Source organism: Cognatundibacterium griseum (assembly GCF_014284195.1).
GTDB classification, from domain to species: Bacteria; Pseudomonadota; Gammaproteobacteria; order Burkholderiales; family Burkholderiaceae_D; genus Undibacterium; species Undibacterium griseum.
In genome coordinates this window covers 632,802-656,423 of sequence record NZ_JACOGC010000002.1, presented here as the reverse complement: position 1 = coordinate 656,423, position 23,622 = coordinate 632,802, and the positions used below count along the sequence as shown (strand labels likewise).

General features: G+C 54.1%; 22 protein-coding genes. 2 read left to right on the top strand and 20 right to left on the bottom strand.

Annotated features, from left to right (window positions below; genetic code table 11):
* Nucleotides 1–28: 28 nt before the first annotated feature.
* The 17 genes from H8K27_RS07395 to H8K27_RS07315 all read right to left on the bottom strand — a co-directional run bounded on the left by H8K27_RS07395 (nt 29) and on the right by H8K27_RS07315 (nt 18,016).
* On the bottom strand, nt 29–1,213 hold the full coding sequence (locus H8K27_RS07395; RefSeq protein ID WP_186862508.1) for a GIY-YIG nuclease family protein: 1,185 nt from the start codon (nt 1,211–1,213) through the stop codon (nt 29–31).
* Nucleotides 1,206–3,329, bottom strand: coding sequence for a DEAD/DEAH box helicase (locus H8K27_RS07390; protein ID WP_186862507.1), 2,124 nt, complete (start codon nt 3,327–3,329; stop codon nt 1,206–1,208). Before H8K27_RS07390 ends, H8K27_RS07395 begins: the two co-directional genes overlap by 8 nt.
* Nucleotides 3,329–6,094 carry a class I SAM-dependent DNA methyltransferase gene (locus H8K27_RS07385; RefSeq protein ID WP_186862506.1) on the bottom strand — a complete coding sequence of 922 codons (2,766 nt, stop codon included), beginning with the start codon at nt 6,092–6,094 and terminating at the stop codon, nt 3,329–3,331. Before H8K27_RS07385 ends, H8K27_RS07390 begins: the two co-directional genes overlap by 1 nt.
* 157 nt (nt 6,095–6,251) lie before the next feature.
* Nucleotides 6,252–8,849, bottom strand: a complete 2,598-nt coding sequence (locus H8K27_RS07380) for a S8 family peptidase (RefSeq protein ID WP_186862505.1) — start codon at nt 8,847–8,849, stop codon at nt 6,252–6,254.
* Between the two features lie 27 nt (nt 8,850–8,876).
* A complete protein-coding gene (locus H8K27_RS07375) occupies nt 8,877–9,851 on the bottom strand; it encodes an AAA family ATPase (RefSeq protein ID WP_186862504.1) in 975 nt (324 codons plus the stop codon).
* Between the two features lie 45 nt (nt 9,852–9,896).
* Nucleotides 9,897–10,289, bottom strand: coding sequence for a helix-turn-helix domain-containing protein (locus H8K27_RS07370; RefSeq protein ID WP_186862503.1), 393 nt, complete (start codon nt 10,287–10,289; stop codon nt 9,897–9,899).
* Between the two features lie 84 nt (nt 10,290–10,373).
* Complete coding sequence (locus H8K27_RS07365; protein WP_186862502.1) at nt 10,374–11,600, bottom strand: nitrilase-related carbon-nitrogen hydrolase; 1,227 nt, start codon at nt 11,598–11,600, stop codon at nt 10,374–10,376.
* The gene (locus H8K27_RS07360; RefSeq protein ID WP_186862501.1) at nt 11,597–11,899 is read right to left on the bottom strand and encodes a hypothetical protein; all 303 of its coding nucleotides are present in this window, start codon (nt 11,897–11,899) and stop codon (nt 11,597–11,599) included. The genes H8K27_RS07365 and H8K27_RS07360 overlap by 4 nt, the downstream gene beginning before the upstream one ends.
* Nucleotides 11,900–11,950: 51 nt before the next feature.
* Nucleotides 11,951–12,286 (bottom strand): hypothetical protein, encoded by a 336-nt coding sequence (locus tag H8K27_RS07355; RefSeq protein WP_186862500.1) that lies wholly within the window; start codon nt 12,284–12,286, stop codon nt 11,951–11,953.
* Between the two features lie 32 nt (nt 12,287–12,318).
* A complete protein-coding gene (locus tag H8K27_RS07350) occupies nt 12,319–13,071 on the bottom strand; it encodes a ribbon-helix-helix domain-containing protein (RefSeq protein WP_186862499.1) in 753 nt (250 codons plus the stop codon).
* A gap of 232 nt (nt 13,072–13,303) precedes the next feature.
* Nucleotides 13,304–13,591: a hypothetical protein gene (locus H8K27_RS07345; protein WP_186862498.1), complete on the bottom strand. Its 288-nt coding sequence runs from the start codon at nt 13,589–13,591 to the stop codon at nt 13,304–13,306.
* 11 nt (nt 13,592–13,602) lie between these two features.
* Nucleotides 13,603–15,342, bottom strand: coding sequence for a P-type conjugative transfer protein TrbL (trbL, locus tag H8K27_RS07340; RefSeq protein ID WP_186862497.1), 1,740 nt, complete (start codon nt 15,340–15,342; stop codon nt 13,603–13,605).
* Nucleotides 15,343–15,362: 20 nt separating this feature from the next.
* On the bottom strand, nt 15,363–15,599 hold the full coding sequence (locus H8K27_RS07335; RefSeq protein WP_186862496.1) for a hypothetical protein: 237 nt from the start codon (nt 15,597–15,599) through the stop codon (nt 15,363–15,365).
* Between the two features lie 3 nt (nt 15,600–15,602).
* A complete protein-coding gene (locus H8K27_RS07330) occupies nt 15,603–15,854 on the bottom strand; it encodes a hypothetical protein (protein WP_186862495.1) in 252 nt (83 codons plus the stop codon).
* Between the two features lie 11 nt (nt 15,855–15,865).
* Nucleotides 15,866–16,792, bottom strand: a complete 927-nt coding sequence (gene trbJ, locus H8K27_RS07325) for a P-type conjugative transfer protein TrbJ (RefSeq protein ID WP_186862494.1) — start codon at nt 16,790–16,792, stop codon at nt 15,866–15,868.
* Between the two features lie 113 nt (nt 16,793–16,905).
* Nucleotides 16,906–17,793 carry a plasmid replication initiator TrfA gene (gene trfA, locus H8K27_RS07320; protein ID WP_230089629.1) on the bottom strand — a complete coding sequence of 296 codons (888 nt, stop codon included), beginning with the start codon at nt 17,791–17,793 and terminating at the stop codon, nt 16,906–16,908.
* Nucleotides 17,794–17,803: 10 nt separating this feature from the next.
* Entirely contained in the window at nt 17,804–18,016 is a 213-nt protein-coding gene (locus H8K27_RS07315) for a DNA-binding protein (RefSeq protein ID WP_186862493.1), read from the bottom strand.
* A gap of 93 nt (nt 18,017–18,109) precedes the next feature.
* On the opposite strand from H8K27_RS07315, the gene H8K27_RS07310 reads away from it, so the two are divergent.
* Both H8K27_RS07310 and H8K27_RS07305 read left to right on the top strand, forming a co-directional pair.
* The gene (locus H8K27_RS07310) at nt 18,110–19,033 is read left to right on the top strand and encodes a MarR family transcriptional regulator (protein ID WP_186862492.1); all 924 of its coding nucleotides are present in this window, start codon (nt 18,110–18,112) and stop codon (nt 19,031–19,033) included.
* Nucleotides 19,034–19,250: 217 nt separating this feature from the next.
* On the top strand, nt 19,251–19,481 hold the full coding sequence (locus tag H8K27_RS07305; protein WP_329604355.1) for a helix-turn-helix transcriptional regulator: 231 nt from the start codon (nt 19,251–19,253) through the stop codon (nt 19,479–19,481).
* Here the strand turns inward: H8K27_RS07305 and H8K27_RS07300 are convergent.
* The 3 genes from H8K27_RS07300 to H8K27_RS07290 form a co-directional block, all read right to left on the bottom strand.
* Complete coding sequence (locus H8K27_RS07300; RefSeq protein WP_186862491.1) at nt 19,456–20,664, bottom strand: tyrosine-type recombinase/integrase; 1,209 nt, start codon at nt 20,662–20,664, stop codon at nt 19,456–19,458. The two genes, H8K27_RS07305 and H8K27_RS07300, sit on opposite strands and share 26 nt — an antisense overlap.
* A gap of 308 nt (nt 20,665–20,972) precedes the next feature.
* The gene (gene guaA / locus H8K27_RS07295; RefSeq protein ID WP_186862490.1) at nt 20,973–22,565 is read right to left on the bottom strand and encodes a glutamine-hydrolyzing GMP synthase; all 1,593 of its coding nucleotides are present in this window, start codon (nt 22,563–22,565) and stop codon (nt 20,973–20,975) included.
* A 3-nt stretch (nt 22,566–22,568) separates the two neighbouring features.
* Nucleotides 22,569–23,615, bottom strand: a complete 1,047-nt coding sequence (locus H8K27_RS07290; RefSeq protein WP_186862489.1) for a GGDEF domain-containing protein — start codon at nt 23,613–23,615, stop codon at nt 22,569–22,571.
* Nucleotides 23,616–23,622: the final 7 nt, after the last annotated feature.

Below are 23,622 nucleotides of genomic sequence, written 5' to 3'. Positions count from 1 at the left end.
ATTGTGTTGTCGATATGATTATGTTGAGCTACTGGCTGATCAAGCGAGCAGTCTCCGGGTCGTAGATGACATCGATAATCGAGCCGTCCCGAATGCGCTGAACCGCTTCGTCAATCACATGGAGCGGCACCAGGAACCATTCCCTCGGTTTGACCGGATGTCCGAAGCGGTCTTCGATGGTCAAGTCGAGCTGCGCTGCGCCAAACAAGTGGTGGAAGATGTTTTCTAGCCGGACACGATTCAGGTTATGGAGCTTGTAGGTTGCCACCACCTCCACGCCGGCCAGTAAGTAGGTAGCATCCTTTTCCGCGCCCGCAATACGGGTCTCCACGCTGCCGCCAGTCACGCCAATCTTGTGAATCAGCTCACGATGCTCGGTAACGAATGGATTGCTTGAGAGGCTACGTAGTACGTAGATCGTTCCGGTTTCGATATCGTCAGGCTCTGGCGTATCACCAAAAAGCGGCCCCATGTCATGGTCTGTCAGGCGGCGGCCAGTGTCATCCTTGTAGAGCGCACGTTGTAGCGAGCGACGTAGCAAGTTGCTTTCCGTGCCATTGGCATAGATGACACGCAAACGCGCATCACTCTCGCCGTTCGGAGCCTTGATGGTATCGCCAACTTCGGCGACGTAGGCAAGCTGCCCGCCGACGACAAAGTAGTTTCCGCTTGCAATGCTAGTATCGCGCCCGAAGCGCAATGTTTTGCGCAGGCCAGACTTCAGTTCCCGCTCAATCTGCTCAAACAATGGCTGAAATTTTTCGAAATCAGTGCATCGCGTACGGTCGGCGACTTCCTCGGCTGCACGTTTCTCTACATTAGAACGTACATGGCGCAGCACGGTGATGTCGTTCTGGTCGATGGGTTCATCACCAATACCCAGCTCGGCCAGCAAGGCGTCTTCGTCCAAGTCGTCCACATCGACCGCAATCGAAGCCACGCCAGACAACAGACCTGGGGCATCCAGTCCAGCCAGCAGGGTGTGTGCTTCGGGTAGCTTGCGTAGCTGGTCCAGGCGCACCGCATACAGGCGCTCGAAAATGTCACGGCCCTCACCATGCTGCGGGGCGCGACCATACGCTTGATGGAAGCACAGGATGTCCTCAAAACCAGCAATAATGCGCTCCTCGCGCGGGGTTCGACTTGACGCTTTAAGCGGAGCGACTTCTACCCCGAGTGCATCCAACAGCTCGTCATCGTTAATATCAGCCATTGCTGGACGCCCCCTGACCCTGTGCCGCCTTGGCCCGTGCACGGTAACGCGCCAGCGCAGCCACGCCTTCAGCCATGCGTTTTTCCCACGCATCAGCGGAATTAATGTCCGGCAAGCGGCCACGCTCATTCTTGAACTGCAAGGCGCGTTTTGCCAGCTCACGGGCTTCATCCTCGGGGATGCTGACCTTCTTGGCGGCAATGCTGGCCTGTACCTGGCGCAGCGATTTTTCATCCATCGCTTTCGCCAATACCGCATAGGCAGCTTCGAAAGGATTGATGCGATCAATCAGGTCGATGTCTAAGTCGCGTACATTGACGAACTTACGCACGCCATCCAGCAAGGCTGTACTGCCTTGCGCCATGCCACCACCATTAGCGTCTGCGTGAGCTAAGGCCAATTTGGCCTGCTGGGTAATATTCATGGCAGCGATTGCATGTTGCCGAATCGCTTCCTGATCCGCTTCGTTCAAGTCTGGATAACGCTCGCGCACGATCTTACCCATGCGTAGCTGCGTCAGTTCTTCGGGCAAGGTGTTTTCCTTATCGAACAGGCCGCGCTCCAGTGCGGTCTTGTCTTGCAGAAAACTCGTGACTACTTCGCTCAAGTCCTCTTTACAGATGCGGGTGGCTTCCGCCGTTTCTGGTTTCGCCAACCCGTTAATCTCCACGTGATACTGACCCGTAGCCTCGTTCACGCCAACATTGGTGCGGCCCTCTTGGTAGCCCTCACCGTCGTTGTAGACAAAACCATCTTGGGGTCCAGCATCCTTCGGCGTGAACTCATAGCGCGGTGCCAATACTTGTTCCATCAACAAGCTGGCAGAAATAGCCTTGAGCATGTCGTTCACCGCCTCGGCGACTGCAGACTGATCTGCAGCAGGTTCAGCGATCAAATTGGTGAAGCGCGATCTTTCCTTACCTTGGGCGTCTCGCGTAGCACGACCAATGATCTGCACAATTTCGGTCAAGCTGCTGCGGTAGCCGATGGTCAGTGCATGTTCGCACCATATCCAGTCAAAACCCTCCTTCGCCATACCCAGCGCAATGATGACATCAACGTGATTGCGGTTGTTCTTCTGTGCCGGGTCTTTCAACGCATTGAGTATTTTGGAGCGCTTTGCCGAATCACTGTCGTCCACCAGGTCCGCCACCTTCAGCGTGCCGCCTTCTTTGGTTTCCACCAGATGGAAGCCTGTAGCAGGATCAACCCCTTTCCATTCGCCCAAGCCATGCATGATTTCATTCACTTCACGTTCTTTGTCTTTCAGGCTTTCGCGAGCATTGACGTTGGGAATGTGAACGATAGTTTTTAACGCCGGATCCAACACCTTGGAAATGGCATTAACATAGGGGCCAGTATAGAAGAAGTAACCAATGTCCAGCGATTTGAGCCAGTGATAACCGTTCAACTGTTCGTAATAGGTATATGTAACCGTTTCAAATTTGGCTTCATCTGCAGAGCCTAGCACTGCCTCGCTATCGCCCCGGAAGTAAGAGCCGGTCATCGCGACCAGGTGCACCTTGTCGCGGGCGATAAATGCCCCCAACTGACTACCCAATTTATTGTCCGGATTGCTGGAGACATGGTGAAACTCATCGATAGCGATCAGGCGGTTATCGAACGCTTCGACACCCAGCTCTTCCACCGCAAAGCGGAAGGTGGCATGGGTACATACCAAGACCTTATCCGTACTTTCTAAGAAATGACGTACTGCATCCACTTTGGATTTGGCAACACGTGGCTCGTCAACACCAGGTGCGTTGCATAAGTTCCACTGCGGGGCGACTTGCCAATCCCAGTAAAAGCCGTGCTGACTCAATGCCTCGTCGGCAAAGCTACCGCCAATCGAACGCTCGGGCACTACTACAATGGCTTGCTGCAATCCTTGGTTGTTGAGTTTATCCAACGCAATAAACATTAGCGCACGCGATTTTCCTGATGCTGGTGGCGACTTGATCAACAGGTATTGTTCCCCACGTTTGGCATAGGCGCGCTCCTGCATGGTGCGCATACCCAACACATTGGCTTTACTGGATGCACCAGTGCATGCGGTGGCAATAGATACCGACGGCACGGTATAGGCATTGGTCGGGTTGTTGGCTTGCTCGCTCATTATTTATTCTTCCCTCTTGGTGCTTTCGTGGTGGGCCGAGTCTTAGCTGCCGCTGCCGTCATATTTGTATAAAGTTCAAACAATTTTTCCAGCCGCTCAGTGTCGTTCTTGAAGCGCCGTCCAATGTAAATACGCTCCAGCACTTCGTCGTTACATTCGTGGGCGCGACGCAAGTTGTCCGGCATACTAACTGGATCGTACAAATCGGCAATGGTTGCGGGAAAATGCGCTTCGCGGGCCAGCAGGATGTTTTCGGCGCAGGTGGTCAGATCAGCCTTGTTCAGCTCTGTGAGTAACGGTAAAGGGAAGGTGTTGTAAACAACCGTATTGCCATATCGAATACCATCTCCCAACCGCCCAGCTATCGTTTCAGCCCAGACCTTATGCAAAGTTGAAACAATGATTGAAAATTCAACGAGTGGCGCTCCATACACAACGAACGCATTGTGATTCGAGACGAAGCCACTTTTTTTTATATCAGCAGGAACAAACGCTAATGCTCCCCCAATAGTATTTCCCACTTGAATGAAGTCTCGGTCTTCGTAAGTTGAATAACAAAATGAATGCGGCCGCACTGCAGCTTTGCGTGCATCACGACCAGCACTAATTCGGTAAGTATGACACTCCTCTATTGCATCTCTGATAGGAGGAATACTCTTGGCAACTTCGACCTGTTGATCCTCAATCCAAATGCAACGTCGAGGCGATCCAGAAACCATCTCTTTGGTTCCCCCGTAGAGACGGATAAACATGGATGCCTCCGGGTAATTGGCGACAATTTTCTCTGCCTCTCCGTTTTCGAGAATCAATCTTTTCCCGTCAACACTATTGCTACCCATTTTCATCTGAGAAAGCAAAGAAATTGGCATACTTTCCGGTGAGCAGTAAATTTTAGGACCTGGTATTAGATAAGGAGAAATACTCTCGCACTGTTTGAGGATTTCCCCATCAAATAGACTTTTACTCTTAGTCTCATTTTTAACTAAACCAATGATTGTGCAAAAAACTCCGGCATTGTTGGCAGCGGAATTCGCCCACTTGAATGGCCTATAGGCGAAAGCAATAGCAGCCTTCGCGAATATTTTCGGCCAAATCAATGAGACCTGCTCTCCCTGACATATCGAGCTAGTAGATACCAATGCCATTGCCGTGTTCGTTGCTTCAATTACATCCAGCCCTTTGATAATGAACGCTGCAACATAGTCGAGTAGCTGAGCCTCTCCAAGCCCAACTGCCTCCATGTCATCAGACTGAAGCTTGCTTTTCTTCTTTGCTCCAAGATACGGCGGATTCCCGCAAATATAAGTCTCACCACCTTCGTTCTCGAAGTCAATTTCCGTCTGATTTAACGGCGCGCCAAACAAATCATCAGCGACTATCTTTACCCCTGTCCCGGTGGGTGGACAGATGTTCAACCAATCCAACCGCAACGCATTGCCGCAGACGATCCAGTTTTGCGCATCCAGCGGCAAAAATTCCGCCAGTGCGTCCTTCTGTCCACGATAAAGCACATCACATTGGAACTCAGCAATGATGAGCGCTAAACGCGCAATTTCTGCTGGAAAATCACGTAGCTCGATGCCTCGAAAGTTGGTCAGCGGGATCTCACTACCTAAATGCAACTCACCCCGTCGGCGATTAATTTCCGCTTCAATCTCGCGCATTTGCTTGTATGCGATGACAAGAAAGTTACCAGAGCCACAGGCTGGATCAAATACGCGGATGCGAGCCATACGCTTCCGCAGGTTCAACAGCTTGCGCTCATTATCAGCAGCCTCGTCCAAAGCGGCACGCAGGTCATCCAGGAATAAGGGATTCAATACCTTCAATATGTTCGGCACGCTGGTGTAGTGCATGCCCAATGCGCCACGCTCTTCGTCGTCGGCCACCGCCTGGATCATACTGCCGAAGATGTCGGGGTTAATCTTTTGCCAGTTCAGATTACCAGCATGAATCAAATAGGTGCGCGCCATGCGCGTGAAGCGCGGCGTTTCGGTGCTGCCGGAGAACAGACCGCCGTTCACATAGGGAAAGCCGTTGGCCCAGTTCGGCAGCCTGGGCTGGGCATTCGCACGGTCGGCAACCTTGATATTCATCGCGCGGAAGATTTCTGACAGCACCTCATGGGTGTTAGCGCCATCGCGCTCGCTCATTTGCTCTACAGTCTGGGTGAATAGGCCATTGCCATTGAAGATGTCGGTATCTTCGGCAAAAAAACAGAACACCAGTCGGGCCATGAAGTGGTTCATGTCGGCGCGGCGACCTTCCTTGGCCCACTCCGGGTTTTCGTTCAACAGTTCAACGTACAGCTTGTTCAGACGGCTGGTGGCGCGAACGTCAATGGGGTTGTCCTTGATCTCCTTGATGGTGGAGATACCCGCCAGGGGTAACAGAAAGCCGAAGTGGTTCGGAAAGTCCGCATAGGCGCAGGCGATGGTTTCACCGCTGGCAAGCTCTTCGGCCTCAAGAGTCTGCCCGTCCGTGGCGAGGATAAATTTTGCTTTGGCTTTTGTGGTAGCCGGGCTGGTACGCAAAGCCTTAAGCGTTTCACCCACAGAGTCAGCTTCGCAGACGGCGATGTGGATGTTGTTGCGCTGGAGCACGCCACCAGGCACATCCGAAGTATTGTTGTTGCCTGTACGCAGGCGTTTGAGGGCCGTATCCTTATTGCCGAAAGCGGCCAGGAACGCGAACGGAAACTCCTGCCCATCAAAGGGCTGGAGCGCCAAATCTGATACTGCTGCTTCAATTTCTACTGCATTCATGGGATATCTTATCTATGGGGCATCATTGCTTCTGCGGCAGATTGGACGCAATTGTTTGACTTCGTGTTCGGAAAATTAGCTATTCTCCGAGCGCGCCAAAGCTTGTTTTTGGCTGTTTTCATGGCGTCACACATATTTATTATTTTTCGCTTCACATCTATCCCGCAGCGGGTTGAACAATGACCTGCGGCCTTATTCTGTCGCGAATCTCTTGGTACACCGGAATACCTGAACCAACTCCCACCTCAAGAGAAACACAAACTGCAAACCGAATTTTTTCCGTAAGTTCACCAGCGTCAGCAGCACAATTAACTTTGCACTCGAACCTATTGCCATCAATAAAAGCAACTGCATCCTCTCCCTCAAGAATCTCGTGTTGTACAGAGCCGCGTAGCGCCGCCTTGTCATGCACACTGTTGGTTCGTTTGATTCGAAGTTGGTCTTGCGGCGGCGTCATCCAGAGTTTGGCGCGGCGATACCCCTGATGTGCACAGTTGATCGGAGACATCCATGCCAATGTAACTGTCAAACGACGCCACGCAATCTTGCCGGCCAATGTCGGCGGCAGCGGCGCAGAAAACACAAAGGCCTCATCCGCCCCCAACTCTCCGACACCAAGCAACGTTGCGCGCTCGGCCGCACAGCTAATCGCCCGCTCGACATCAACAGGGCCGTACCCTAGCCATCGCGTCACCAAGTCTTTCTGGGCCGCATGCCTCGCAACGCCATGAGCGATGGACTCGAACTCGGGATGTTCGGCCAGCAGCCGTTCTGGCCAGTCGCCCCATTGCGCACCATGAACCAACAATGCCTTGAGCAACACAGCGTCGTACACACTTGCTGGCGCATCCTCAACCTCGGCTCGCAGCGATTCGAGCATGTCGTAGGCCAGTACTGCAGCCCGGCTAGCAAGTGCAGCTGCGTTGCTGGTGCCCCGCGTATACGCAGTTGCTGCCAACGTTTCACCTGGCAGCGGCGGTACCGCAACGCGATGCCCCGGCGCTACTCCAGCGGTTACAACATCTAACACACTTGCGCTAGGATTGGTCTGAATCCTAGCGCGATAAAGCGCACGCCCTCCTGGCATCAGAATGTCTGGCTTGATGGCTCGACGGAAACCATGCCCGACACGCGACAGTGGACTAAGTCCACCAGCCTCGAAGAGGTCATAGCGCCCGGGCACCACGGGCGGATTTGCCAGATCGGAGTGCAAAGCGCCGACGGTAAGTACGTTCAGCGCCTCAGCAGGAGCCATCAAACGCCGTTCCGCGTGTTCAGTGGTCATCGCAGTAAATGCCAGCGCAGATCGCTGCTCGGAAGTCAGACCATCTAAGGCATGACTTGGTATTGCGAGACTGAGCGGTCGCATGTCGTTGCCAGCACTAACAATAAACAACACTGAATACCTGAACGAGAGCCAATCCAGCAAGCGCGCCCATGGCGACATTTGGCGTTCGAACAAACGTGCTTCGTCGCCGATAGACAAATTAATGACACGCACCGACGGCGCAATTGCAGCTTCTTGACCTTCGCCTTCACAAATACGCTTAACAGCTCGATGAATTAAGTCAATTAACAACACATCATCAGGTGTATGTTCGCGCCGACGCGCGTTGAAATTATCGTTGGAATCAGGGCGCAGGACAGGACGCACATAGAGACGACGCTGTAGAGGAGCGGTCGCACCGTCCAGCTCACCATGCAAGATCAGCGAAGCCATAGCGGTACCGTGAACCCGATCCTTGGCCGCATAGTTTTCTTCCCAGCCATCCGGGTCATCAACCAGCAACCGCCCTTGCAGTTGAGTATGATTCTGTAGAGGCAATCCGTCGAGCAGTGCTACTAGCGGCGGGCGCTCTGAGACACCTGCCGCAGTAGCGTGCGGAAGTACATCGACCTCATTCACACCATCCGAAATTGATTGCGCTTTGGGTCGGAAAAACATGATTCGGTTAGACAACACCAACTCAGGCGTATCACCAGCAATCACACCCGCAACAGCCTGCGCAGGTAATTCGACAAGAAGCCCGTGGTAAGCGATCTCATCAATCAACGCTCGACGTAGAATCTGTCCACCGAGTCCTTGAACAAGAGCTTCGATTTCCGCGCGGGCAGTGTCATTTTTCTGCTGCGAAGCGAAGTACCAAGCATCAATTTCGAACCTGATAACCTGTAAGCCATCGTCGATACAATCCTGCCAATACTGACGAACATCTAAATCGATACGGTCTGCCACACTCCAATGGCGGATGGTGCGTAACTGACCAAACATGTTGCGGAACTTGTTCAGTCCGCGTTCAAACTGAGCGGCAGGATCATTTTGGTAGCGAGTCCAAAGCGCCAGCAACTGCGTGAGCGCCGCCTGATTACTTGCAAGAAGGAACAGGCGTCCCGGAAAAACCTTATTTTCCTTGCCTTCGATGAAAAAATCATCGTCCGGTGCAATCTGGTCTTCAGCCCATTCAACAAGCCATTCCAGCCCTGATATTTTGGCAACAGCCTTGGCAAAGTCCTCTAGCGTGCCTGCAACCTCCAAAACCAAGATTAGCTCCGGATTCTCCATCGGCGCTGTCTGCTGCAACTTCAGACGCTGGGCATCAAAAGCTTGCTGCAGCACGGTAAGTTGCGGTGCGATACGAGCGCGCTGACGAGAAATATCGGGAATGTGGACGGAACCTCCGCCTCCCCCGAGGGAGTTTCGATCAGCCAGAGTAGGCTCGGGAAAGAATAATAGGGGGAAGTTTCCTGTTGCCATCCGTTGAAATTTTCTTTTTATCGTTTGTTATTGATTGATGGTAAAACGAGTCTGCCATTGCTTAAGCCTTGCCGCCACGATGCGCTTCAGATTCGAGTCAGGTAAGGCCAAAACATAGCGACGCTGAATGTCCTCGCAAAACTGTTCCAAATCCGAAAAACTTGTCGCTTGAATCTTTGCAGCCAAAGTTTTCGGGGAGAAACCAAGCGAAGCATCCAGGCGAGACTGAAAGCGCGTAAACCACTCTTCCTTTTGCGCAAGGGTCGGCGCAGGCAATGAGAGTCGCAACTGAAATCGCCGCCAAACAGCTCTGTCAAGCAATTCAGCATGATTGGTTGCGGTCACGACCACAACATGACTAGGCAAAGCGTCGATCTGAAGCAGGAGAGAACTGACAACACGTTTAATTTCCCCGGTTTCGTGAACATCGCCGCGCTCCTTACCGAGCGTGTCGAATTCATCGAAAAACAACACACATTGATGCGTCCGAACAAAGTCAAACAAGCGTTTCAATCGGCCACTGGTTTCACCCAAAAAACTACCAATGACTGCTTCGTAACGCACGACAAAAAGCGGTACGAGCAACTGTGCAGCAATCGCTTCAGCTAGTGAAGTCTTGCCGTTACCTGGGGGGCCCGATAACAACACACGGTGCCTTGGCTCAAGACCATAAGACCGCAGGATGTCCTTCCGATGCTGCTCCTCCACCAATTCGCGACATGCCTCAAGTGCCGAATTTTCGAGGAACAATGCTTCGAGCGCGCGGCGTGGCTCCACTTCGTACAGCAAGCCGCCATGACCGCCATCAAATGAGCGGACAACCTCTGACGTGCGTGGCTGCGAATTTGCAGCACGCAGATTTTTTTCAAGCTTATCGGCAAGCTGGTGATGATGCTTGGCACGCTCTTCCGCAGCCATCGCTTCGACAGTCGTGCGCAGTAGCTGCTGATCGCCCTGACTCCCCGCTTTGACTAGACTAACTATGAGGTCCGCTCGTGACATATGTCCACCTCTCGCAACAATAAATTCATGTATCCCCGTACTTTCTCAGACCGCAACCCGAATTGAACAATGACCAGCTTCTCGACTAGGCTTCACGACGATCTCAACTTGCTGATTTAACGCAAGGAGGGCCTGCATCAGGCGCTCCAGTGAAATCCCGCGAAGCTTATAGTTTCTGATCGCTGAAACCTTCGGCTGAGGCATCCCCAGCAACTGCGCCGCTGCACTTTGGCTCAGCCCACTCTCATCAAGCAGAGCATTGAGCCTTGATGCAAGGGTTGCTTTGGCTGAACCTTCGTGACTTGCATCAGAGAGATCACTAAGCAATTGACCACCACTTGTATCTTCCACTTTCGGAAAAGATGATGAGGGCACGCGGCTTCGAGACACATTCGAGGTACTTTTAGCCCCCTCTTTAACTTGACGGCGAATCGACATGGCTGCAATCACTCCATTAACTAATGACAAATTATACCCATATGGATATGAGCTTCACAAGGAAAATCGCCATACCCTCATCAGTCATAAGTTTGTAGCACTAATGATTGGCAAGCTGAACAGGCGCCCCCACGCCCACAAAGATTGCCTCTGGATAGTTGAAATGCTGGTATCGCGTGCCCACCAGTCGTTTGCAGAGCCCACGATTAAATCTGGGTTATGCGCCATGCTCACCAAAAGCGGAAAGACCAGTAACTGCTCATAACAGATCAAGTAAGCCACCTTGCGGCCGGCAACCAGAGCAATGCCGCTAGCCAGCGGATCGGCCGCGATGGATTCGGCAGACCAGGGCCGCCACATGCCAATCGGCACTGGCACTCGCTGGACCAGTGGCGCGGACTCGTCGCCAAGAACAACCAGGGCATTCTGCAATTGATGCCCTGGGCCAACCACTTCCGCGCCAATCAGGACCGCGCTACCTTTGGCCTTCAGCCGTGCCGACAAATCAGCCAGCATCGAGGCGTTGAAGTCATTGACCTGGCGCACACGCGGCAGGACGGTTTCCGGCATGACCAGAACGCGACCAGGTTGCAGCTGGCCGGCGATCATGAGAACTTGCGCCATGCGCTGACCTTCAGCCAGGAAGTTTGGAGCTGCGGCAGTCTGCAGCCGTGCAAAGGCAGTGTCTTGCCCAGACCAGGCTGAAACCCATGGTTCAGGTTTTGCCTGAAGCGCGACGATGTTGGAGGCCACTGCAACGCTGGCCAGAATTGCGACCGCTGGCCAACGGCGCAACACAGTCAAAACAAGGCCGACCACCAGGCAGGCCAAGCCGACAAAGCCAAGACCGGGAAAGAGAACGCCGGCGGCGGTCAGCGGGTTCACCCAGCCAACAAAACCAACCGGCGGTAAGGCGGTTAAGGCAAGGGCCGCCGGCAACGTCCACGCCTTGCGTCGTGGTGTTTCACTCCAAAGAAGAAGCCACGGCAGTGCGTTGACCAGGCCGGCGGCAAACCACAGCGCCCAGCTGAACCATGCGGGTGCCGATTCAGCGAAAAAGATGCCCGCCCCAAAGGGCAATCCACGGCTGGCCATCAGGTAATAGGCCAACGCGATCATGCCGGCGCACCAGCGAGAACCGGCCAAGCTCCACAGCACTGGCATAGCACCCGCGAGGCAGACAAGCCAGGACAATCCCACATGCCCCCACGCGAAGCCGCACAACGCCCCTTCCACGACTAGGAGCGGCATCCTGCAGCTCAGCGTCGGCCACTGAAATTTCCGTCCAAAAACATAAATTTCGGCGCTCAAGATGGGGCATCCTGGGCAGGCACGCGTATCAGCTTTCGCCGACGCTTACCGCGACTAATGAGGCTATCCACGTCGAGGTTGAGCCAAAGCCACCAACCGCTCTGATAGCCATCGTCTTGCCAGCTCTCAATTTCTGAAGACTTCGGAACAGGTCCTCGGTATTGCTCAATCAGTGCTTTTTGCAGTTGTTCTGGCACATCACAAATCGCATGGGCGAACACGTACAAGTTGAAGTCCGGCAGGGTTGCGCGAATTCCGCCCTGGGCTTCGGTGCGAACATGAGTCACGAAGAAAGCCATCTTCAGCCTCCCCTCTTCTTGGTGTATCTTTGTTGGGTCATGGCAGCTCTCTTAATGGGTCGTCTTGGCAGGCAGTGCGAACGCCGCAATCGTTCGTGCTGCCACCTTTTCCAGAGACTTGCTATCCAGCTCATGAAGCGACAAGACCGACAATGGATCGTCAATTGCTTCCACTAAGTTTTCCAGCTCCCAGCGGTCAACCGGGACAACAATCATTCTCTCGGTGTCATCGTCTCGGCACACCAAGCACAGTCGGCCGTTGAGTTCCAGCGCGTACAGCACCGGACCACAGCCAAGCTCTTCGGCTCCCTCATCGAACACGTGATTGATGGCAGTAGCCTGAGTCAGCATTGCCATGGCCGATTCCATCTTGATTTGCTTTTGCATTTTCAATTCTCCAAGTCGATTAAGTTGAACGTTTACCGGCTGGCTTCTGCACCGGGCAATACGGGCTGTCCTCCAGCATCCTGAAAAGTTGCTTCGCACTTTGGCGAAGCCTTCAAATTGCTGCAGTACCAATAAAGCCCTTTTTTGCCCTCCTTGGGAAACAACGATCCAGTACCGCATGCCGGACACGGGAGTGCCGCTCGCGTCTTTTCTTCCAAAAAAGTTGTCACCTTTGCTTTCGACGTATTTGTGAATTGCAAAGGCAGCCGCTCCCAAAAAACCTTGTCGCGCTCGCGCATAAGGTCATTTGCCTGGTTCTTGTCGGCCGGCGTCGGAAGCGTGAATGCCAGCCACTCCCTCAAGTAGTCCAACATGCCGACAACCATTTGCTGTTCTGCCCGGTCTTTCGCTACCTGACGGGCAAGTCGATCAATCGTGACAGCGATGCGCTTCTCAACCTCCGATAGGTAATCCTTTTCTTCCTGCTGCTTCAGATATGCATCGATGGCCAGGCGTATCAGGCAGCCGACTGGCAACTCCATGCGTTCAGCCCTGGCGTCCAACTGATGCCGTTGATCGGCATCAAGCCGAACGGAATAGGTTTGTTTCGCGGCCATATGGCCTCCTTTCTGTCGTGTTGCGCGGTCTTCCTGCATTCGCAACACATTTTCAAAATACGCAGTACGCATCCAAGCGGCACGCACCAAGGAAAAACACCAAAAACACAGCAGCAGCGCAATACACCCTTTATGTTCCACTAAGGTCTTTGTATTCAGGTCTTGCAACACATTTCCGGGGCATCAAGTCAGGGCGTACCTATCCATCTTTGCGCTGGCTGATGCCTGATTGGTTTGAGACAACCTGCTTGCGCAAAATCACGCCAAAAGAAGGCAGTCCAACGACAATCACGGCAACAGCACTGCATGTTCATTGCTAACAGACTGCGCAAACATGCGACTCAACTGCGCTAACACTTCAACAACACGGCAATATCACTGCACACTGACTGCATGTAGGCTAGAAAATGGGTTTCGACTTCCGATCCGCCAGCCGACGAATCGCGTCAAGAACTCGCTTATTCCCCCTCGGACGGCTTGGTTTCGGTACCGGCACACCAGCCGCCCTGAAAGCTTCTGCTGTTTTTTCCCATTTGATGGCCAGGCGCTCCTTGGCCTCCGGCAAGCTCGCACCAACGGCCCGCACAGAAGGCAGATCACGGAATTGAATAACCCATTCAACCTGCGTGGCCTTCACGTGTGGAAATGCCTCGACCGTAAAACCTGCGATCTTTTCTGGTTTTCTCATTTCACTTGTCCTTATTCATTGCCGTGACTGGTTTGCACAGACCCGCCGCCTGAGCCGCTGGTTTTCTGCACCTCGTTGAGAACTGCCTTGACGGCCAAAGCAGCCTTACTCGATGCACCTGGCGATTCCGCATCCGCTGTGTCGCCCGTTGGCAAAGCTGCGGCAACAGCGACCGGATCGGATGCGTGTACACGCTCTGCATTTGCAACTGGTGCAGCTATCGGCGGTGTGTGTGCAGAAGGTGCCTCTGCAGGCAACCCGTTCTGTGCTGGTGGCGTGGCCAGCGCCGGAGCCGTTACGTCAGTCGAGGTGGCTGCAGGTGCGCCTGGCTGGCCTGTCGCGGTGCTGCTGGTGGTCGGTGCTGCTGGCGTGTCGCGCGTCGGCTCTGGCGGCGTTTCAGTGGGCGCTGCTGCCGACTGGGTGGATTGGCTTCCTTCGGTTGCAGGCGGGGCCTGTGGTGTGGTGGTCGCTGGACTGGATTCGCCGCTGGCAGGCGCTGGCGGTTGGCTACCTGGAACGGAAGGCGCAGACACGCTGGCCGCTGCTTTGCTTTCGCGGATACCAGCTGTTTTGGTGTCGATGCGCCCGGCCAGGCGACCGCCCATGGAATCACCGCCCAAGCCCTTGATGCCCTCCATCGCAGCTTCGCCAACGGCGCTACCGACCGCACCAGCGGCACCTGCAGCCGTACCCATGACACCCGTGGCACCTTTTTCGCGGGCCTGCGTTATCGCAGCTTGACCCGTCTTTATGGCACCGCCTACATCGTTCGCAAGGGTAGACCCAGCGGCATATGCACCTCCGGCCACGGCCGCGACAGCGCCACCAGCTACCAAGCCAGCGCCGACACCATCACCAGCAGACAACGATGCTGTGCCGCCCAACAAATCGGCCGCCAGCGTCGGCACCTTCAACGTGAGCATGAACAACAGTACAGAGCCTGCCAGGATCGTCCAGATCGGCGTCAGGTTGGTCAGCGAGAGGTTTCCAATCTCGGTGCCAAAGTCCTGGGCCAGGGTCGTTCCCACGGCCATGATGAAGTAGATCGCCATAAACCGAACGCCATAGACAAGCGGTGTGGTGATGACCTTCATCGCTATGTCTTTGGTCCACTTCATCGCACCGAATGCCAAGACAATCGGATAGACAGCAAGGTAAAACCAGAGTTGAACCCAGGCCACCGCGAATTGCGCCGCCAACATGGCGTAACAAACGACGATGACGATTAAGGCAATGCCAATCAGGATGGCAGCAAAGGGGTTGGCCATCGCCGCGATCCCTGCCGGAACCGGCACGCCGGCCACAGTGGCATTGTCGGAAAACTTGGTCATCATCATGTTCACCAGGTCAATGCCCTGCCAGAACACGTCGCCGGGACTGATGGCTGATGTGTTCGCGCCAGTCTTGCCCAACTGGATAAAGCCATTGACGAATGCCAGCGGCACGCTGGGGTTGTTGATGACCCACACGACAAGGCCAACCCACATTACCCGCATGATTAGCGCGGAGCCGATTTCCACAATGTCAGAACCCTTGAGAAGTCGGCCGAGAACCGTCCAAGCTAGGTCGATGGCGAATAACGTGTAGCAGAGCTTGAGCGCCACAGCAGTGATGTTCGAGCCGAACTGAGTGGCGGCCGCTTGGTACTTGTCCATGATCGAACCCAAGTCATAGCCGGTGGTGTCGGCGAATGCTGGCGATGCGATCATCAGAAGGCCAAAGGCCAGAAGGAACAGATTACGTTGTTTCATATTTCTTTCTCCCGTCTGAACTATTCGAGGTCAAGCAAGGCACGCTCAACACGCGGCAGCAACGCAATCCATTGCGGCCCTGTGCGGTCGATGGCTTCGGCAAGGGTGTATCCCAGGCTTGCAAGCCATTCGGGCTTGTTGAGCGCGAGCGCTACGGCCACCTTTTCGCCTGTGGATTGCACATCCCATGCGTCCTTTCCGCCCCTTTTGGCGTCCTTGGCCTTGGCGAAGTAATGTCTGAATTCAGCGTCACACATGGATCAGTACCCCTTCATGCCGGATTCGCCAGCTTTGCGCACGGTGTGGCTACCGTCCGGCGCACTGGCCGCTCCGCTTTGTTTCAGCATCTGCTGCATGGCTGCGTCTTGCGCCTTCTGACGCGCAGCGCTTTCTTCCGCCGCCTTGTCACTACATCCGGTCAAAAGCGAAAACAAGGTGAACAGGATCAAGGCAACGCCAAGGGAAAACCAACGCTTTTGACCGTGGCCCATTTGCTTGATGAAATTTTTCATGGCGTCGATCCTCAGAAAGTTTTGTAGCCGCTCTGGCCAGCCTTGCGCACGGTGCCATCACCTTGTTTCAGAAGGGTCTGTGTGGCATCTGTCTGGTCTGCCTGAATCTGCGCCTGCGCGCCCAGGAAGTTCGCTTGCGACTGCGCCTGGCTCGCCAGCAACTGGCGCAATTTCTGCAGCTGGTCCACCGTTTGGCTGGCGATCATGTTGCCGGCCTGAACCGCCTGCAGGGAGCCTTGCGAACCAGCGGAAATGCCCTGAATCTGTTGGATAGCGGCGCGCTCATTCGCAAACTGATTGGCATTCAGTCCTGCTCCTTGCAGCGCCGAACTCAAGCCGTCCATGGCCTTCGTAATGAGCGCGGCGTACTTGGTGCCGTAATTCGTTGCGCCCGCACTTTTTGCATAGCCAGGAAACGCTTGCTTAAACGACTGGTCAATGTTGCCGGCGGCGTAGCTGATGGCGTTGGTCTGCGCAACCAGTTGGGTCAGGCTGGTCAATTCCTGTTGAGCCTGGCCCCACATCTGTTGTGGTGCAGCCATCAAGTTCTTCAGCTGTTGCTGGGCCATCTGTACCTGCTGCAGGGTCTGCTGAACCTGTTGGTACATCTGAGCCGATTGCTGAATCAGCTCGACGTTGTTCAAAATCTGCGTCACTTCCGTAGAGCCACCGTTACCGGCCACGCTCCCCGCGTTAGCGGCGGACACTGCCATGGTGGACACGAGCGCGACCAAAACGGCCTTTCGTGCTGTTGAGTTGTGCATTGCTATTTCTCCTTTTGGCGTCATCAATTGAATTTCCTCAGCAAGTCGATGACGACGACGCTGCCGAAGTGAGGTGAACGGCTGTTGCACCTGGTTGTCCACAGGCACTTCCCGGTAAAGAGAAGGTAAAAAGAAGGTAGAGGGCGGCGAACTGCTCTTAAAGCCAATGCCCATGCGGGTTTGCGGCGATGGGGTGGAACGCAAACACGAAAAAGCGGAATCCAAGCACGAGAAAGCGGAACGCAAACACGACGCCCCCGGAACGCAAACACGATGGGTTGAGCGCATCAAGACTCCTCCCCAGCCAGCTTGGTCCAGGCCGCCTGCTCACGGCCCTTGGTGCTGCGTTCGATGCGGCCGCCGGCGATGACGCCAACACGCTCCAACTCCTGCATGGCAGCGATCAACGATGCCCTGAACTTCCGAATCGGACTGGTGTATTGCAGCTTTTCTTTAAGCCAGTCCAGCGCGTACCGCTGCACAGGGTCAGAGGATGTTGCGGTCAGTCGCTGCAGCGCCTTTGCCATGTCTTGGCCCTGGGCGATCTGCAAACGCTTGTCCCAGTCGATCAGGGCATATTCCCGGCCACCAAACAGTGTTTTCCAACGCGGATCAATGGTGAAGGTGTAGGTTTCAGCATCCGCGTCATATTCAAAATCGGCCAGCATGTGAAATGCCTTGGTGTGCCCCAATCGGTACTTCGGTGCGCCGTCTCGCTTGCGCGTCTCAATGACGATGGTTGCTGCCGTGAACACGAACATCGCTCGATGTAGCCACTCATATTCCCGGCCGCTCGTCCCGCGTCCAATGGCCTGCAGGAATGCAGCTCGATTGATGAGGACAGGCTGACCAAGCGGGGCATCCTTCGCCTCGAACATGAGCTGCATCCATGCATCAGCCTGAGCCTCATCCAGCTGATACCCGGTGTAAGTGATGGTGGCGTCTGCGCGACTCACCAGAACCGTCTGTTCATGCAGAACCTTGCGGCCACGGGCAACAGGCGCAAAAAGCGATGATCGGGCGACATGGTTGGGCATCGCCCTAACTTCGGGGTCAAGCCCTGGTAAGAACATCTGCTGTGGCTCAGGCGATTCGCGGCGCGCTGCAGTGCGGGCCTGCGCCTCTGCCATCCGCGCAACCAACGCGGGATGTTGAGCAAGCAGTGAAGACGTCATGCCGGCCGCTTTACTTGCCGCTCAGAACGAGGGCAATTTCAGCTGTCCGAAAATAGACACGCCGGCCAAGTTTCAACTTGGCGGCATTGATGGACTTGGACCAATCCGAGTCTGTCCGCAGACTGATGCGCAACCCCTCGGCAGAGCGGTCGAGGACTTTTGCCAACTGCGCTACGCTCAACAGTGGGCCGTACTGCTTGGTCAATGCCTCTTCGATTTGCATACGGTGTCATTCCTTCAATTACGTATTTAGTGGTTGAAGGATGACCGGTTAATGCGGTAATATTGCCGTCAAGTGATAGGACTGTTGACAAAAATGGCGCAATCAAAAAGACAGCTCAGAAAAGTATTTGATCCTAGGATTGGCGACCTCGCAGCAGAGTGCGAAACCACGTCGGAGCGCGTGCGCACAAAACTCAATGACCCGATCAGCTGGTGTTTTTGTGAGTTGTGCGGCGAAGTTACCGAGTTCGCACTGGCAACATCGGAGAGAGCCAGAGGCTTCTACAAGCGCAATGGCGAAGCTGTGCCCATGAGCCAAACGATTAGTGCGCAGGCAGAAAAAATCGCTGATGCTGCGGCAAATCGCTTTGCATTGGCGCTTACTGGAGACAGGCCAGACAGCCCAATAAAATTAATCATTGAGTACTGCGGCATAGATGGCTTCCGCAATCTCAAGAGCGATGAGCTGCGCGACAGGGACGGTCAAAACGAAACAGGCTACATTTCCGTCGAACAGTTTCGACTTCAGGTGGAAGGCCAAGCGCGGATGGCATTATGGGCGAAGCGCAGTGATTTCATTGGCGCAAAGCCGCACCCCAAACCGGGTAATGCCCGCGCTGATCTAGCTCAAAAATCAAGTCGGGCCGGAGAACCCAGTCGTCTCTATTGTGAACGCCACAACCAACGTCGCAGCGATGACGCAAGACGCGCATATCAGCGTGACGTCGAGCGGGTGGGCGAATATCACGCTTTGATTAACGAGATTTGGTCAATCAAAGCGGGGCAATGGCCTACTTGGGATATTAAAGCGCACGCCCATGTTCGAAAGGAGGCATATCGACTATTACAAGAGTCAAAGCCAACGATTACCAGAATTTCGGCCGAAATGATCGATGCTTTGACTAGCCGAGGTATTACCAACCAATCTGAAATTGCGAGACAACTTGGCGTCTCACGTCAAGCGGTATCGGCAGCCCTCAAGCGGCGAAAAGGCATGAACACTAACCCGGTCACCTGACTCTGTTCGCATCACCGCTTCAGCTGCAAGAAGTGTGTCAACAAGCCTATCACTTGACGCCCATACAGTTGCGATATTTCGCCATCCTTCAACCACTAAATACGTAATTGAAGGAATGGCACCGTATGCAAACAAGATTGATAGAGAAGCATCAGCGCTCTCTGAAAACAATTAAGGCAGTTCGCGAACGATTGGAGTTTTCACATGGAGATCACCCGTGAAAACTAAAACTCTAATCAACCGCAAAAGCCTGCTGGCAATGATTCCACTTGCTGAGCGCACGATTTTCAACATGGAACAGCGTGGAGAATTCCCGCGCCGCATTGCACTCACCAGCCGTAACGTGGCCTGGGACCTGGCCGAGGTTGAAGAATGGATCGAGGCGCGAAGGACGTCGGGCAACCAGGCCAGCCGCCCTGGCGTCAATCATTCTGTCGCAGCCGCTTAACTGTCCATTCATCAATCATGTCTGCCCAATCCTGCAACATGGCCGTGCGTTGCTCCCGATATTCGGCCTTGTTGTACACCGCCCTTACACCCTTCTGCTCGTGGGCAAGGCACTTTTCAATCCAGTCAGTGTTGTATCCAGCTTCATGTAGCAACGTGCTTGCAGTTCGCCGTAGATCATGCGGCCCGAACTTCGCCAGCGTCTTGCCTTCCTTCTGTGCCAACCTGTAAGTCAGCGTCAGCACCTGGTTGAGCGTGGCACTGCTCATTGGTAAGTCCGAGTCATATCTTGATGGCAGCACGTACTCAGACCCACCGGAAAACGTCTTCAGTGCAATGAAAATATCCAGCGCCTGCCGAGATAGGTAGACGTGATGGGGGTTGCGCCGCTTCATCCGCTCCTTGGGAACCGTCCAAAGGGCCTCGCTGAAATTGACTTCGCTCCAAGTAGCGTTCGTCAGTTCACTCTTGCGAACCATTGTCAGCAGTAGCAACTTGGCCGCAGCCCGAATCGAGGGTGTCGTGCCGATGCGCTCCATATACTGGTACATCAGCCCGATCTCGTCATGCGTCAACGCACGATCACGGGGCTCAAACTTGGCAATGGTGGTTGGCCTGACCATATCCGCCGGATTTTCCACCTTCTGGCCACGCTCGATTGCCCATCGAAAAACCTGCATGACTACTTCGCGCACATGCACCGCCGTAGCTGGCGCGCCGCGCTCAACAATGGTATCGGTCAGCGTCCGCAAGTCCTCATGGGTGATTTCTACCAGCTTCTGGTTGCCGAATTTCGGCTTCAACTCCCGCTCATAGATTGCACGGCGCATATCTCTGGTCGAGTCGGCCATTTGGTAGCCGCGTAACCACTTTTCGGCCCATGCACCGAATGTCTCGGCATCTTTTACGCGGGCTTTGTCTCGCGCCTTCTCCTTGGCCGGTGACTTGCCTGCCGCAATCATCTTCTTGGCTTCACCCAGCTGCTCGCGGGCTTCCGACAAGGTGATGCCTCCGCTGCCGTAGCGACCGAAGGTGATGGTTTCCTGCCTGCCGTTGATCGAGTAGTTGTAGCGGAACGAGATCGCTCCGGCCGGTGTGACGGCCACATAGAGGCCGTCGCGGTCGTTGACTTTATAGAGCTTGTCCTGCGGCTTGATGTTGCGAAGCTTGGTATCGGTGAGCATGGCATTCGTCCTATCTAGGTTCAAAATACCATGATCAAAATCAGCATCAAAAAAGCGACTTTTTTACTTAAAAATCAACACGTTACGAACTTTCAATACCATGCTAAGTCTAAAAATCATGGCATGGTATCGGGCGTCTCTCATGGTATCGAGTGAGATAGTACCACCCGCCGTACCATAAGAAAAGCGTACTTGCCGGTGCTTGAAGATGCCAGTCGATGCCAGACCAAAAAGCAAAAAAGCCCGCAGTGACGCGGGCTTACGGGTGTTTTGGTGCCATCAGCTGCCTGCTGATGCCAGACGTGTGATCATTCCCACTCAATCGTTGCTGGTGGTTTGCCGGAAATATCATAGACAACCCGGTTGATACCACGCACTTCATTAATAATCCGGTTGGACACTTTACCCAGCAACTCATGCGGCAGATGCGCCCAGTGTGCGGTCATGAAATCCTGCGTCTGTACTGCGCGCAATGCCACGACATAATCGTAAGTGCGTCCGTCACCCATCACGCCCACCGATTTCACCGGCAGGAAAACTGCGAATGCCTGGCTGGTGGCATCGTACCAGCTGACTGGTTTTTCAGCCTGCGGATCAACGAAATTACCACGTAATTCTTCAATGAAAATCGCATCTGCCTTGCGCAGCAGATCGGCAAATTCTTTTTTAACTTCGCCGAGAATACGCACACCCAGGCCTGGCCCTGGGAAAGGGTGGCGATACACCATACCGTGTGGCAGACCCAAAGCAACACCGAGCTTACGCACTTCATCCTTAAACAGTTCGCGCAGTGGTTCCAGTAATTTCAGGTTCAGCGTATCGGGCAAGCCCCCTACGTTATGATGACTCTTGATGGTATGCGAACCTTTCTTGCCCTTACCCGCACTTTCGATCACATCGGGATAAATCGTGCCTTGCGCCAGCCATTTAGCATTACTCAATCTAGCTGATTCAGCCTGAAACACCTCGACAAATTCGCGGCCGATAATTTTACGTTTTGCTTCAGGATCGGTAACACCAGTCAGGTGGCCCATGAACTGCACAGTCGCATCCACATGAATCACTTTGACGCCGAGATTTTTGGCGAACATGTCCATCACCATCTTGCCTTCGTCGAGCCGCAGCAAACCGTGATCGACAAACACGCATGTCAGTTGATCGCCGATCGCGCGATGAATCAGCGCTGCAGCCACACTACTGTCGACACCGCCGGACAAACCAAGGATGACTTCGTCGCTACCGACCTGGGCACGAATTGCGGCAACAGCTTCTGCGATGTAATCCGGCATATTCCAGTCTGACTTGCAGCCGCAGATTTCATGCACAAAACGGCCAATAATTGCTTCGCCCTGCAGCGTATGCGTGACTTCCGGATGGAACTGAACCGCGTAAAAGCGACGCTCTTCGTCCGCCATTGCGGCAATCGGACAATTGTCCGTAGACGCCATCAGCTTAAAGCCGGGCGGCATCTCATTGACTTTATCGCCGTGACTCATCCAGACCTTCAGCATGCCATGGCCTTCCGGCGTCACAAAGTCATTGATACCGCTCAATAAGGCTGTATGGCTGCGTGCACGGACTTCAGCGTAACCAAACTCACGCACCAGTCCGTTTTCCACTTTACCGCCAAGCTGCTCAGCCATAGTTTGCATACCGTAGCAAATACCCAGCACCGGCACACCTGCCTCGAATACCGCCATTGGCGCACGCGGAGTATCTCCCTCAGTCACACTGTTCGGACCACCCGATAAAATGATGCCGGCAGCGCCATAATTACGAATAAATTCGTCGCTGACGTCGTAAGGATGAACTTCGGAAAAAACGCCTGCATCACGCACGCGACGGGCGATCAGTTGGGTGACCTGGGAGCCGAAATCTAGGATTAGAATTTTTGAATGCATAAATCAAATCATCATGTCAGGTTGGCCGGGCATTGCCTGAACAACAGTATTGTTTCCCGCATTCTTTGCAGAAAGCAGGGCTTTTTCAGCTAAGCTGATTAATGTTTCCGGATCAGCATCCGGGAAAATATCCGAAGAAACCACGCCGATGCAAACTGTGACTGCAGTTTCTTCACTCTCAACCTTCTCCGGATGCGTCATGATCGACAAACGTATCCGTTCAGCCACTGCCGTGGCCACCAGACGGGATGCACCGGGTAAAACAACCAGCAACTGATCATTACCAAAGCGCCCCAAGGCATCAAATGGCCGTATGCAGGAACGCACCCGGCTCACCATCCGCACCAACAACTGATCTGATGTGATCTGTCCGAGTTGCTGCCGCATTCCAGCCATCTGATCCGGCAGCAAATACAGCAGCGACAAAGGTTTATCCGATCTGGCGCAACGTTCCATCTCAATACCCAGCGATCTGACAATGGCAACCTTATTCCAGGTTCCCAGCAACGGGTCAATCAGGGAATCCCGTTTCAGGCGGCGGTTTTGCTTCACCAGTTCAAGCTGGTGATGACAAATCACATTCAGCGCCAGCTCATGCTCTATCGCTGTCGCCAGATCAGACAGCAGCAAATGCTGCTCTTCATCCAGCGTTCGTGGTTGATAGTCCAGTAAGCGAAAGCACCCAAGCAACGAACCATCCTGCGCCAGGATGGGGAACGAAGCGTAAAACCGGATAAAAGGTGCTCCGGTGACGTGCTTGTGCGTACCGTCACGCGGATCCGCCAGCAAATCGGGAATGACGACAAATGTATCCGTCAGCGGATGCTCATCGGAAAATACAGCTTCCATTTCCGTGATCGAGTGTTCACTCAGCCCCGAACGTCCGCTCACTGAGCCAAAAGTCAGAAAACAATTTGCGACAGAAAACAACTTGATGCCCAGACGCTCAAAGCGGGCGACTTTGGTTTCCATTTTCTCTGCCAGAATCCGGTCGAAACCAGAATTGGCCTGCAATGTTGTTGATCCCAAATCCGCCATACTCATGGGCATAAAGCGC

Coding starts and splice junctions, on each gene's coding strand:
- H8K27_RS07330 (WP_186862495.1), bottom strand. CDS start 15,854: ATGAAAAATTTCATCAAGCAAATGGGCCACGGTCAAAAGCGTTGGTTT.
- trbJ (WP_186862494.1), bottom strand. CDS start 16,792: ATGGGCATTGGCTTTAAGAGCAGTTCGCCGCCCTCTACCTTCTTTTTA.
- H8K27_RS07345 (WP_186862498.1), bottom strand. CDS start 13,591: ATGAGAAAACCAGAAAAGATCGCAGGTTTTACGGTCGAGGCATTTCCA.
- H8K27_RS07385 (WP_186862506.1), bottom strand. CDS start 6,094: ATGAATGCAGTAGAAATTGAAGCAGCAGTATCAGATTTGGCGCTCCAG.
- H8K27_RS07390 (WP_186862507.1), bottom strand. CDS start 3,329: ATGAGCGAGCAAGCCAACAACCCGACCAATGCCTATACCGTGCCGTCG.
- H8K27_RS07360 (WP_186862501.1), bottom strand. CDS start 11,899: ATGGCTTTCTTCGTGACTCATGTTCGCACCGAAGCCCAGGGCGGAATT.
- H8K27_RS07315 (WP_186862493.1), bottom strand. CDS start 18,016: ATGCAAATCGAAGAGGCATTGACCAAGCAGTACGGCCCACTGTTGAGC.
- H8K27_RS07300 (WP_186862491.1), bottom strand. CDS start 20,664: ATGCTCACCGATACCAAGCTTCGCAACATCAAGCCGCAGGACAAGCTC.
- H8K27_RS07395 (WP_186862508.1), bottom strand. CDS start 1,213: ATGGCTGATATTAACGATGACGAGCTGTTGGATGCACTCGGGGTAGAA.
- H8K27_RS07375 (WP_186862504.1), bottom strand. CDS start 9,851: ATGTCACGAGCGGACCTCATAGTTAGTCTAGTCAAAGCGGGGAGTCAG.
- guaA (WP_186862490.1), bottom strand. CDS start 22,565: ATGCATTCAAAAATTCTAATCCTAGATTTCGGCTCCCAGGTCACCCAA.
- trbL (WP_186862497.1), bottom strand. CDS start 15,342: ATGAAACAACGTAATCTGTTCCTTCTGGCCTTTGGCCTTCTGATGATC.
- H8K27_RS07310 (WP_186862492.1), top strand. CDS start 18,110: ATGGCGCAATCAAAAAGACAGCTCAGAAAAGTATTTGATCCTAGGATT.
- H8K27_RS07290 (WP_186862489.1), bottom strand. CDS start 23,615: ATGCCCATGAGTATGGCGGATTTGGGATCAACAACATTGCAGGCCAAT.
- H8K27_RS07355 (WP_186862500.1), bottom strand. CDS start 12,286: ATGCAAAAGCAAATCAAGATGGAATCGGCCATGGCAATGCTGACTCAG.
- H8K27_RS07380 (WP_186862505.1), bottom strand. CDS start 8,849: ATGGCAACAGGAAACTTCCCCCTATTATTCTTTCCCGAGCCTACTCTG.
- H8K27_RS07370 (WP_186862503.1), bottom strand. CDS start 10,289: ATGTCGATTCGCCGTCAAGTTAAAGAGGGGGCTAAAAGTACCTCGAAT.
- trfA (WP_230089629.1), bottom strand. CDS start 17,793: ATGACGTCTTCACTGCTTGCTCAACATCCCGCGTTGGTTGCGCGGATG.
- H8K27_RS07335 (WP_186862496.1), bottom strand. CDS start 15,599: ATGTGTGACGCTGAATTCAGACATTACTTCGCCAAGGCCAAGGACGCC.